The sequence below is a fragment of the Kiloniella antarctica genome (assembly GCF_042682825.1).
GTDB lineage: Bacteria > Pseudomonadota > Alphaproteobacteria > Kiloniellales > Kiloniellaceae > Kiloniella > Kiloniella antarctica.
This window is the reverse complement of record NZ_JBHUII010000004.1, coordinates 1,031,343-1,043,013: the sequence shown is the minus strand read 5'-3', so window position 1 is coordinate 1,043,013 and position 11,671 is coordinate 1,031,343. Positions and strand designations below refer to the sequence as shown.

Annotated in this window: 9 protein-coding genes; 8 read left to right on the top strand and 1 reads right to left on the bottom strand. The window is 45.9% G+C overall.

Going from position 1 to position 11,671, the window contains the following annotated elements; all coding sequences use genetic code 11:
* The first annotated feature begins 493 nt into the window (after positions 1-493).
* From ACFSKO_RS11885 to ACFSKO_RS11870, 4 genes are all read left to right on the top strand, one after another.
* Entirely contained in the window at positions 494-1,591 is a 1,098-nt protein-coding gene (locus ACFSKO_RS11885; RefSeq protein ID WP_380251788.1) for an ABC transporter ATP-binding protein, read from the top strand.
* Between the two features lie 89 nt (positions 1,592-1,680).
* Complete coding sequence (locus ACFSKO_RS11880) at positions 1,681-2,775, top strand: ABC transporter substrate-binding protein (RefSeq protein WP_380251786.1); 1,095 nt, start codon at positions 1,681-1,683, stop codon at positions 2,773-2,775.
* Positions 2,776-2,936: 161 nt separating this feature from the next.
* A complete protein-coding gene (locus ACFSKO_RS11875) occupies positions 2,937-4,196 on the top strand; it encodes an ABC transporter permease (RefSeq protein ID WP_380251784.1) in 1,260 nt (419 codons plus the stop codon).
* A 5-nt stretch (positions 4,197-4,201) separates the two neighbouring features.
* Positions 4,202-5,047, top strand: a complete 846-nt coding sequence (locus tag ACFSKO_RS11870; protein WP_380251782.1) for an ABC transporter permease — start codon at positions 4,202-4,204, stop codon at positions 5,045-5,047.
* Positions 5,048-5,134: 87 nt separating this feature from the next.
* Here the strand turns inward: ACFSKO_RS11870 and ACFSKO_RS11865 are convergent, their stop codons facing one another.
* Positions 5,135-6,157, bottom strand: a complete 1,023-nt coding sequence (locus tag ACFSKO_RS11865) for a GlxA family transcriptional regulator (protein WP_380251780.1) — start codon at positions 6,155-6,157, stop codon at positions 5,135-5,137.
* A gap of 222 nt (positions 6,158-6,379) precedes the next feature.
* Between ACFSKO_RS11865 and ACFSKO_RS11860 the strand changes: the two genes are divergently transcribed.
* The 4 genes from ACFSKO_RS11860 to ACFSKO_RS11845 are packed head-to-tail and all read left to right on the top strand — an operon-like array spanning position 6,380 to position 11,653.
* Complete coding sequence (locus tag ACFSKO_RS11860) at positions 6,380-7,630, top strand: sarcosine oxidase subunit beta family protein (RefSeq protein WP_380251777.1); 1,251 nt, start codon at positions 6,380-6,382, stop codon at positions 7,628-7,630.
* A 12-nt stretch (positions 7,631-7,642) separates the two neighbouring features.
* Entirely contained in the window at positions 7,643-8,041 is a 399-nt protein-coding gene (locus ACFSKO_RS11855; protein ID WP_380251775.1) for a sarcosine oxidase subunit delta, read from the top strand.
* Positions 8,041-11,061 carry a sarcosine oxidase subunit alpha gene (locus ACFSKO_RS11850; protein ID WP_380251773.1) on the top strand — a complete coding sequence of 1,007 codons (3,021 nt, stop codon included), beginning with the start codon at positions 8,041-8,043 and terminating at the stop codon, positions 11,059-11,061. Before ACFSKO_RS11855 ends, ACFSKO_RS11850 begins: the two co-directional genes overlap by 1 nt.
* Entirely contained in the window at positions 11,054-11,653 is a 600-nt protein-coding gene (locus ACFSKO_RS11845; protein ID WP_380251771.1) for a sarcosine oxidase subunit gamma, read from the top strand. Before ACFSKO_RS11850 ends, ACFSKO_RS11845 begins: the two co-directional genes overlap by 8 nt.
* The last annotated feature ends 18 nt before the right edge of the window (positions 11,654-11,671 follow it).

Sequence of the window (11,671 nt, the reverse complement as noted above, 5' to 3'; positions counted from 1 at the left end):
GGGAGTGAGTAGAACATAGGGGCTTATGGATTAAATTTTGCCAGTCGGCGTTTGAAGAGATGAAAATGTCGCGATTGGGCGAAAAATAAGTTATTATGTCTCATTAGTTCATGTTAATGTCACATTTATTCATGACAGTTTGATGTTCATGGGTCATCGTAATTGAGGTTTTGGTAGTTATCTTAGCAGAGGAATAAGCCTTCAGAAGAAGGGCATCAAGGCAACCTAGTCACATGAAGGTTGTTATCATCTGTTTAGAAAATAATAAAAAGTCCGATATAAAATCGGATGAGGGAGGCAGGACTTGTTAAGTCACAAATATACCAACGAACCAGCCTTGAATCAGATAAGTTAAAAAGCACTTTTTCACGAATTAGCGCATGCATATGCTGTGAGCGCTTGATTCATTCTGAATTAGTGTTTCTAATGTGTGCTAATGAAAAACACGTGTACTGCGTGATAAATTTGAACAGGTAGCGAGGCAATAGGCGCTATGGCGAATCCCGCATCTAGCGAAGCGTATGTACGTTTTGATGGGGTCCAAAAAAGTTATGACGGCGTTAATTTGGTTGTTAAAGACCTCAACGTTGACATACCCCGGGGCGAATTTCTAACAATGTTGGGCCCATCCGGGTCCGGTAAAACTACTTCATTAATGATGCTTGCAGGTTTTGAAACCGCAACTCATGGCGATATCTTTCTCAATGGGCGCTCTATTAATAATGTAGCGCCTCATAAACGTGGAATCGGGATGGTTTTTCAAAACTATGCTCTGTTCCCACATATGACTGTTGCTGAGAATTTGGCTTTCCCACTTCAAGTTCGAAAAATGGGGAAAGCTGAAGTCGAAGAAAAAGTTCAAAAAGCTTTGGATATGGTCGAACTCGGCCCGTTCGGAAATCGACGCCCAGCTCAACTTTCGGGTGGACAACAACAGCGTGTTGCTGTCGCGCGTGCTCTGGTTTTTGAACCTGATCTGGTCTTGATGGATGAGCCTCTTGGTGCTCTTGATAAAAATCTGCGCGAGCAAATGCAGTATGAAATCAAACATATTCATGATCGATTGGGTGTTACAGTTGTTTATGTGACCCACGATCAGTCCGAAGCTCTGACCATGTCAAATCGGATTGCCGTCTTTGAAGATGGTCGTATCCAACAACTTGCTCCGCCGACGGAACTCTATGAAAAGCCTGAAAATGCATTTGTTGCCCAGTTTATTGGGGAAAACAACAAACTGACTGGTCGGGTGGATGCCCTTGCAGACGGTATTTGCGAAGTGGTTCTTGATAATGGTGATCGCGTTAAGGCGCTGGATGTCAATACGGATGGTGCGGGTAACGGAACAACTCTTTCTCTGCGCCCCGAACGGGTTTTCTTAAACCCTGTTGATGGGCAATGCCAGAACATGTTCTCGGGCAAAGCTGAGGAAGTTATTTATCTTGGTGATCACATTCGGGTTCGCATGAACGTTTGTGGGCACAATGATTTTATCGTCAAAGTTCCAAACTCTTCTGACAAGAAAGGTCTCGCACAAGGCGATACCATTCCTATCGGGTGGAGTATTGACGATTGTCGGGCGCTTGATGCCTGATATTTAAGACCATCTTTTGCTCGTAGGAGCAGAAGATAACGAGGTGTTTAAAACACAAGGTCACAAAGCCTTAGGGAGGCATATTAAGAATGAAGAAAACTTTGAAAATTTCCACAGCTCTCGTGCTGGGTTCAATGGTTGTAGCAACGGCGGCTCAAGCTGCTGACAGTCTTACAGTTGTATCTTGGGGCGGGTCATATACAGCTAGCCAACGTGGCGCTTATAGTGATCCATTCACCGCTAAAACTGGTATTACAATTCTTGATGAAGATAAATCAGGTAATGGGCTTGCTGGTATGCGTGCGCAGGCTGAAGCTGGTAACGGCGTTTGGGATGTTGTTGATATCCTTGAAGGTGACGCTTTGACTGCTTGTGACGAAGGTTTGGCACAAGAAATCGATTACAACAACGATCTTGATAAAGGTGCAGATGGTTCTTCCGCGCTTGACGATTTTGTTGACGGTTCTCTGAGTGGTTGCTTTGTTCCAACAATTGTTTATGCAACGATGTTTGCATATAACAACACAGCTTTCACTGGTGATGCTCCAAAAACAATCTCTGATGTTTTTGACCTGAACAAATTTCCAGGTAAACGCGCACTTGAGAAAAAACCTGATGCTAACCTAGAGTGGGCTCTTGTTGCTGACGGCGTTCCTTACGGCGAAGTTTATGACGTTTTAGATACACCAGAAGGTGTGGATCGTGCTTTTGCTAAGCTTGATACAATCAAAGATTCTGTTGTTTGGTGGGATGCCGGTGCTCAACCTCCACAGCTTTTGGCTGATGGGGAAGTAACGATTGCTTCTGCTTACAATGGCCGTATTTTCAATGCACAGGTTGTTGAAAATCAACCTTTCACAATCATCTGGGACGGTCAGATGTTTGAGCTTGATGGCTGGGTTATTCCAAAGAATGCGCCAAACAAAAAAGCTGCTATGGATTATCTGAGATTCTCCACAACGACACAGGCTTTGGCTGATCAAGCGAAATATATTTCTTATGGTCCTGCACGTAAGTCATCTGCTCCGTTGATTTCTACACACCTTGAGACTGGTGTAGATATGAACCCACACATGCCTACTAACCCTGCAAACTTCAAAACACCAATTAAGAAGGATGCTGGTTTCTGGGCTGATAACGGCGATGATCTGAAAGAGCGTTTCAACGCTTGGTTGGCTCAATAAGCCATTTGATACGAGGGGGAGCTTTCGAGCTCCCCCTTATTCGTAAAGTATCTACTAAAAGATACCTGTCCAATAAGTAAACGGACCCGATACCGGGGAACTTCTTTTTGTGAAATCAATTATTGTATAGTTGAGCCACAAAGAACGTCTGGGAAAATTTCATGTCGATATCAGTCGAGGCAACGGGCGAATTGGCCCCTGAAGAGCAGAAGCGACTTAAAGCTGATCTGCACCGTTCATTGCGCCGAAACAAAATTAAAGCCCTGATGCTAGTGGCACCACTTGTTGTTTTTATCCTAATTACGTTTGTCGCGCCGATTGGTGACATGTTGATACGAAGTGTCGACGATCCAATCGTAAATGAGTTTATGCCGCTGACAACGAATGCTCTTGAGAATTGGGACGAGCAGTCTTTACCTGATGAAGCTATTTTTGCAGCCTTAGCTCAAGATATTCTTGATGGAAATAAAGCGAAAACTATCGGTAAAGCTGCTAAACGTCTAAACTATGAACAAAGTGGTATGCGTAGCCTCATTATGGGGTCTGCACGTAAATATAAAAAGATACAAGCTCCCTATAAAGAAAGCCTGATTAGTATCAAAAAAGGATGGGGTGATATTGATAACTGGAAGGTTATTAAACGCCTTGGTTCTAAACTCACTGCTTCTTATTACATTAACGCCTTTGACATGGAGACCTCTCCTGATGGCGAAGTATCTTTTGTTGATTCAGATGAGCAAATTTATTTAAAACTGTTCTGGCGTACGATATGGATGTCTATGCTGATTACGGCAATGACTGTGTTACTGGGTTACCCAGTGTCGTATCTTTTGGCTTCTCTTCCAACGAAGACGGCAAATATTTTAATGATTCTTGTTCTGCTGCCATTTTGGACGTCTTTACTTGTACGGACAACATCCTGGATTGCAATGTTACAGAGCCAGGGCATATTGAATGATTTGTTCGTTTGGGTCGGCATCATTGGCGATGAGCAGCGTATACAGCTTATTTATAATGCGATCGGAACCGTGGTTGCGATGACGCATATTCTTTTGCCGTTTATGATTTTGCCACTTTATTCTGTGATGAAAACGGTACCGCCAAGCTATTTACGTGCTGCGCGTTCTCTTGGAGCGACACCTTGGACTGCATTTTGGCAGGTTTACCTACCGCAGACGGTTCCTGGTATTTCTGCAGGCGCAATCCTCGTCTTCATTCTTGCGATAGGTTATTACATTACACCTGCACTCGTTGGTGGACAGTCTGGTGAGTTTATCGGGAATGCAATTGCAGGGCACATGCAGAAATCACTTAACTGGGGCCTAGCTGCTGCACTGGGTGTTATGTTGCTGGTGTTGGTTTTGGGAATTTACGGTGTGTACAACCGTATCGTTGGTACTAACTCCGTTAAGCTGGGATAGAGATTATGGCAATACCTTCATATGCTGGACCACTGGAACGCACTTGGTATTATACCTTCCGTTTGTTTTGTGTGGCCGTGTTTATCTTTCTGATTGCGCCGATTTTGGTTATCGTGCCGCTTTCTTTTAATGCAGAACCATATTTTAGTTTTACGAAAGGGATGTTAACTCTAGATCCTGACGCTTTTTCTCTAAGATGGTATGAAACATTTCTGACGAGTGATCGTTGGTTGGATTCTATTAAGAATTCGATTGTGGTTGCGCTTTTTGCGACCTTCTTCTCTGCTGTTCTTGGAACCCTTGCTGCCTTGGGACTTAATCGTTCAGAGCTACCTTTTAAGGGCGTCATTATGGGGTTGTTGATTTCTCCTATGATTGTGCCTTTGATTATTGCCGCCGCAGGGATGTTTTTCTTTTATTCCAAAATTGGAATTTCACAAAGTTATGCTGGCTTGATCATGGCACATACGGCCTTGGGAACACCTTTTGTTGTTATTACCGTGACAGCAACGCTTAGTAACTTTGATCATACTTTAATCAAGGCAGGGGCTAGCCTCGGTGCAACGCCGACTTATACTTTCTTCAAAGTAACGATGCCGTTGATTATGACTGGGATTATTTCTGGCGCTCTCTTTGCTATGATGACCTCTTTTGATGAAGTGATTGTGGCGATCTTTATTGCTGGCGTTGAACAACGAACTATCCCATTGCAAATGTGGTCGGGTATTCGTGAGCAGATTAGTCCGACAATTCTTGCAGTTGCAACAATCCTGATTACTTTCTCAATTATCATGTTGACGACGGTTGAAATCTTGCGTCGTCGTTCGGACCGGATCCGCGGTATCTCCTAATCTTGCCGATGGATAATAACAAAAAAAGCAGGCAATCCTTGGGTTGCCTGCTTTTTTTGTAAGTGGGTTTTGGGAAAACTGAGTGATCTAGATATTTTCGGGGAGCAAATTAGTTAAAATCCGATGGCCTTCTTCCTTGGCGTTTCGAATGGAAGAGGGCGGACGCTTGAAGGTTTTACTGAAATGCCTGGAAAAGTGGGATGCGTCCGAAAACCCGCAATCTGCGGCTATATCACTTATGGCTTTGTCGGTATTTAACAGCTGCCAAAGCCCATGCCGTAGGCGGAGATCCCGATAACAGGCCTGTGGGCTTATGCCTAGATGTTCGTTAAATGTGCGTTCAAGCTGTCGTTTAGAAATATTGACCCGATTGGAAATCTCTTCTACGGATAGAGGAGACGACATATTCTGTTCCATAGTTAAAACGGCTTTTCGAACACGATCGTTATTTGATATCTGTATCATCGGTGGTTGTGGTTGCGGTGAGGATGCCGAGCGAATTTTGTCCACTTGAAGAATTCGTAACGCTTTTTGTGCTGCGGCTTTACCGAGATGTTTTTCAACCAACCATGCGGCAAGATCGAGCGCACCTGCCCCTCCTGCGCAAGTAATACGATTCCCATCCACGACATAAACTTGATCAGCTACAGGCTTAACGTCGATAAATTCTTCGAGAAAGTCGTTGTAATGGTACCAGCTAACACAGCATCTGCGCCCTTTCATCAGGCCCGCCCGGATCATTGTAAAACTTCCGGTACAGAGGCCGACAATCGAGGTGCCAAGCCCAGCTGCTTTTTGTATGATTTTGATTGTTTCCTGATCGGCCTGAGGCCCTTTGTGCAATAAACCACCAACAACGACAAGATAGTCGTATTGGCCAAGATCTGTGGTATCTTGTTGAGGAGTAATCTCGACACCGCAACTGGATTTTACTGCTTTGCCGGGTTTGTTACTGATAATAGACCATTTACATTTTAAAGGGCGGCTAAAATCCTCATCATCGGCTGAAAGTCTTAAAGTATCGATGACAGAAGAAAAGGGCGTTAATGTGAAGTTCGGCAGCAGTATAAATGCGACACAAAGGGATGAATCTGTGGTCTTGTCATTCAAAATTCTGAACTTCCCTTAATGGACATAAAGTTTGGCTTTAACCTAGTTAACGTGCGTCGTTACAGAACTGTTGCATTAGTCATCAGGATGATTTGCGTCGCTTTTAAACGTGAAGGTTATCAGAATGTCGCAAGGATACAATAATCTTGTCTTCGCCGTACATGGAACTGTTTTGTAACTCGGCGTAGGATGTGGACAACTAACAGAGGAGTATAAACGGCTATGTCCCGTTTTTCGATTTTCAGCTTGGCACGAAATGCCATGAGCTGGCATCAGAACTGGCCCCGCCAATGGCGCAGTCCAGATCCGAAGCCTGAATACGATGTTGTGATTATTGGTGCTGGTGGCCACGGTTTGGCAACAGCCTATTATCTTGCCAAAGAGCACGGTATCACAAACGTGGCCGTTATTGAAAAAGGCTGGCTCGGGGGCGGTAACACAGGGCGGAACACAACAATTGTTCGCTCTAACTACCTTTGGGATGAATCTGGTCTCTTCTATGAGAACGCGATGAAGCTCTGGGAAAATCTTTCTATTGAACTGAATTATAATGTGATGTTCTCTCAGCGTGGTGTGATGAACTTGGCCCATAATTTGGGCGATGTCCGTGAATCCGTACGCCGTGTGAATGCAAATAACCTGAACGGCATTGATGCTGAATGGCTCAATGCTGAGCAGGTAAAAGAATTTTGCCCAATTATCAATATTTCAAAAGACAGCCGCTACCCAGTTATGGGCGCGACACTTCAACGTCGGGGCGGAACTGCCCGTCACGATGCGGTTGCCTGGGGTTATGCTCGTGGTGCTGATGAAATGGGTGTTGATGTTATCCAGAACTGTGAAGTTCAGGGCATGATGATTGAAAATGGTGTGGTCAAAGGTGTTCGAACTTCTCTTGGTGATATCAAAGCCAAGAAAATCGCTATGGCTTGCGCGGGGCATACTTCTGTTGTCGCTGATATGGCGGGCATTCGTCTGCCAATCGAATCACATCCGCTTCAAGCACTGGTGTCCGAACCAATGAAGCCTGTGCTCGATTGTGTTGTGATGTCTAACGCCGTGCACGTTTATGTCTCTCAGTCAGACAAAGGTGAGTTGGTTATGGGCGCAGGTATTGATTCTTATGTTGGGTATAGCCAACGCGGGTCTCTGCATGTCATCGAAGATCAGTTGGCCTCGGCTATGGAGCTTTTCCCGCTCTTCTCTCGGACGCGGATGATGCGGTCTTGGGGTGGTATCGTGGATACATGCCCAGATGCTTCTCCCATCATTGGTAAAACGCCTGTTAAAAACCTCTATGTCAATGCTGGCTGGGGTACGGGTGGCTTTAAAGCAACGCCAGGAGCAGGTTGGTGCTATGCGCATACAATCGCAAAAGATGAACCGCATGATCTTAATGCGGCATTCTCCATCGATCGCTTCATTACCGGTGCGCTTGTGGATGAACACGGTGCTGCTGGTGTAGCCCACTAAGGAGTTAATTGGATGCTTTATATCAAATGTCCTTTCTGTGGTGACCGCGATGAAACCGAATACCACTACGGTGGTGAGGCGCACATTGCTCGTCCAGAAAACCCGGATGATCTCACTGATGCTGAATGGGCGGAGTACGTCTTTATGCGCACGAACACCAAAGGTGTACATCGTGAACGGTGGGTGCATTCAGACGGATGTCGTCGTTGGTTTAATGTTGCACGCAACACGGTGACGAATGAAATTGTCTCTGTATATAAAACAGGTGAAAAGCCGGATTTACCAGTAGCAGCAACAACAAAGCCTGCTACTGTTAAGAAGTCTGCTCCGAAAAAAGCTGCTCCCAAAAAGGCTCCGGCTAGAAAATCGATTGCTAAAAAAGCACCTGTTAAAAAGAAAGAGGGCGCGTGATGACCGAGCTGTTCCGTACAACGAAAGGAACTCAGGTTGACCGTTCTAAAACCATTAACTTCACGTTTAATGGTAAAGGTTATAAAGGGGTTCAGGGTGATACACTTGCTTCGGCTCTTATAGCAAACGGTGTTCATCTGGTTGGCCGTAGTTTTAAAACTCACCGCCCACGCGGTATTCTGACCTGCGGTTCCGAAGAACCAAATGCGATCATTCAGCTGGAGACGGGGCCGCGTAGCGAACCCAATTTACGCGCAACTCAGGTCGAACTTTATGAAGGCCTCAGCGCTAAATCTGTGAACTGCTGGCCATCGGTTAATTTTGATATTGCTGCAATTAACGCGATTGCCGGGCGAATTTTTGTTGCCGGTTTTTATTATAAAACTTTCATGAAGCCATCATCCTTGTGGATGACAGTTTGGGAACCCGCTATTCGCCGGATGGCAGGTCTTGGTGTTCTGCCACGCGAAAAAGATCCTGATACTTACGATCACATGAACGAATTCTGTGAGGTTATGGTTGTTGGCTCTGGCCCCGCAGGTTTGAGCGCAGCTCTCGCTGCAGGTCGCACAGGGGCGCGTGTTGTTCTTTGTGATGAGCAGGCCGAATTTGGTGGCACGCTTTTGAATACAAAAGAAGTCATTGATGGTAAACCTGCACAAGAGTGGTGCAAAAGCGCGATTGCTGAACTGGAAGCCATGGACAACGTGCGTTTGTTAAAACGTGCCAATGCTTTTGGGTATTACGATCATAATTATATCACGGTTCATGAACGTCGCACCGACCATTTCGGTCCCGGTGCTAAACCTGAACTTGCGCGTCACCGTATTTGGCATTTCCGTTCCAAACAAGTTGTGTTGGCAACGGGTTCTCATGAACGTCCACTTGTTTTTGCAGATAATGATCGTCCGGGTGTGATGCTTGCAAACGCGGGCCAGGCCTATGCCAACCGTTATGGCGCTTTGCCGGGACGTCGTGGTGTTGTTTTTACAAATAATGACAGTGCTTATGCCGTTGCAATTGACCTTGTTGATGCCGGGATGGATATCCCGACAGTTGTTGATTTGCGTGAAGTCGTTGATGGTGATCTGCCAAATGCGGCACGTAAAAAAGGCATAGAAATCATCACGGGTTCTGGCGTTATCGCCACATTGGGACGCAAGCGGGTTAAGGGCGTTGAAGTTGCCACTGTTTCTTCTGATGGCAGCAAAGTGACCGGAGCCAAACGGAAGATTGATTGCGATACTGTCTTGACTTCTGGTGGTTGGAGCCCGGCGGTTCATCTTTTCTCTCAGTCAATCGGCAAACTCCGTTTTGACGAAGAAAAAGTTTGCTTTGTTCCAAATATCTCTTCTCAAAATGAGCGTACTGTTGGTGCCTGTAAGGGCTCTTTCGATTTACAATCTGCATTGGATGAAGGTGCTACTGCGGGTGCTTTAGCAGCAAAAGATACCGGCTTTGGCAAAGGAAAAGCGCCCGCTTCTCCAAAAGCCTTAGTTGTTGAAGAGAAACCGATCAAAGCTTATTGGGTCGTCCCAACAGATCACCCTGTTGGCCAAGGTCAACGCAAGCATTTTGTGGATTTCCAACACGATGTAACTGCTGCAGATATTATGTTGGCAGCTCGTGAAGGTATGCATTCTGTTGAGCATATGAAACGCTATACGACAACAGGTATGGCAACCGATCAAGGGAAACTCTCCAACGTAAATGGCTTGGCCATTTTGTCATCGCAGTTGGAAAAAGCGATCCCGAAAGTTGGAACGACAACTTTCCGTCCACCTTATACTCCTGTTAATTTCGGAGCCTTGGCTGGTCGTGGTATCAACGGAGATCTTGCCGATCCTGTTCGTCGTACAGCGATGTACAGCTGGCATCTTGAAAATGGTGCGGCGTTCGAGCCTGTCGGTCAGTGGCAGCGTGCTTGGTACTATCCAAGATCTGGCGAAGACATGCATGCCGCAGTGACACGCGAAACGGCTGCCTTGCGTGAGGGGGTCGGTATTCTGGATGCCTCTACATTGGGTAAAATTGATATTCAGGGTAAAGATGCTGCACAGTTCTTGAACCTGATTTATACCAATGCTTGGTTAAAACTACCTGTCGGTTCTTGTCGTTATGGCTTCATGCTTAAAGAAGATGGCATGGTGTTTGACGATGGTGTGACTTCTCGTTTGGGTGAGAACCACTTCCATATGACAACAACAACTGGTGGTGCTGCGGGTGTTCTCGATTGGCTAGAAGAATATTTACAAACCGAATGGCCTGATCTTGAAGTCTATTGCACATCCGTTACGGAAGAGTGGTCTACGCTTTCAATTGGTGGTCCAAAAGCGCGCCAACTCTTAGAAGAGTTGGCACCGGAGATGGACTTTTCAAACGACGCCTTTCCATTCATGGCGTGGCGTGAGGGGGTTGTTGCTGGTGTGGATGCGCGTGTGTTCCGTATTTCTTTTACCGGAGATCTCTCTTACGAGATCAACGTTCGTAATTGGCACGGTCTTCATTTATGGAAGAAGTGTATGGAGTTGGGTGAAAAGTATGACATTACGCCATACGGTACTGAAACCATGCACGTTCTTCGGGCTGAAAAAGGTTTTGTGATTATTGGTCAAGAGACTGATGGTACGCAGACGCCTCAGGATCTTGGCATGGACTGGATCGTTGCGAAAAAGAAAGGGGACTTTGTCGGTCGCCGTTCCTTTATGCGTGCAGATACAGCGCGCCCCGACCGGAAGCAATTGGTTGGATTGTTGACTGAAAATCCAAAAGAGGTTTTGACAGAAGGTGCACAGCTCACTTATGAGCGTGTAAATCCGACCCCTGCACCAATGGTTGGTCATGTCACTTCTGCTTATTGGAGTCCAAACCTGAATCATTCTATTGCAATGGCCTTGGTTAAAGATGGTCATAACCGTATGGGGCAATGGATTTACGCACATGATCGCGGCAAGGTTACAAAAGTAAAAATTGTAAACCCTGTGTTCTATGATCCAAAAGGAGAACGTCGTGATGGTTGATAATTTCCGTAACAGCTTAATCGCTGATAAGGCACAGGCCATGATCAATGGCTCTGTTGGTGGAGAAAATGGCGTTACATTGATCGAAGTCCCATTTCTGGCACAGGTCAATATCCGTGGTAATGCAGACGACAAAAAATTTGTTGCGGGCGTCAAGAAGGTAACAGGCCTCACCGTTCCGACTGAACCGAATACTTATGTCACAAAGGGGGATCTTACAGTGTTCTGGATGGGACCGGATGAGTGGCAGGTCGTTGGTGCTGTTGATAGTCAGAATGAACTTGTCGCGAAGTTTCACAAGGCTTTGGATGGGCTGCATGTCGCGGTTATCGATGTGTCTGGAAACCGTACGGCATTGGATCTCAGTGGTGCTCAGGCACGTAACGTGATGAAGAAAAGCTGTCGGCTGGATATGGATCCACAGGCATTCTCTGTAGGACAAGCAGTTCAGACAAGAGTTTCAAAGGCTCCTGTACTTTTGCAAATGCTTGATGATCAGCCGACCTACCGGATGTTCGTGCGGCCGTCGTTTGCTGAGTACCTGGTTGACTGGCTCCTAGATGCTATGGGCGAGTATCACCATGTTTCCTAACGGATGACGATATAAATA

Coding starts and splice junctions, on each gene's coding strand:
- ACFSKO_RS11850 (WP_380251773.1), top strand. CDS start 8,041: ATGACCGAGCTGTTCCGTACAACGAAAGGAACTCAGGTTGACCGTTCT.
- ACFSKO_RS11855 (WP_380251775.1), top strand. CDS start 7,643: ATGCTTTATATCAAATGTCCTTTCTGTGGTGACCGCGATGAAACCGAA.
- ACFSKO_RS11860 (WP_380251777.1), top strand. CDS start 6,380: ATGTCCCGTTTTTCGATTTTCAGCTTGGCACGAAATGCCATGAGCTGG.
- ACFSKO_RS11845 (WP_380251771.1), top strand. CDS start 11,054: ATGGTTGATAATTTCCGTAACAGCTTAATCGCTGATAAGGCACAGGCC.
- ACFSKO_RS11880 (WP_380251786.1), top strand. CDS start 1,681: ATGAAGAAAACTTTGAAAATTTCCACAGCTCTCGTGCTGGGTTCAATG.
- ACFSKO_RS11870 (WP_380251782.1), top strand. CDS start 4,202: ATGGCAATACCTTCATATGCTGGACCACTGGAACGCACTTGGTATTAT.
- ACFSKO_RS11885 (WP_380251788.1), top strand. CDS start 494: ATGGCGAATCCCGCATCTAGCGAAGCGTATGTACGTTTTGATGGGGTC.
- ACFSKO_RS11875 (WP_380251784.1), top strand. CDS start 2,937: ATGTCGATATCAGTCGAGGCAACGGGCGAATTGGCCCCTGAAGAGCAG.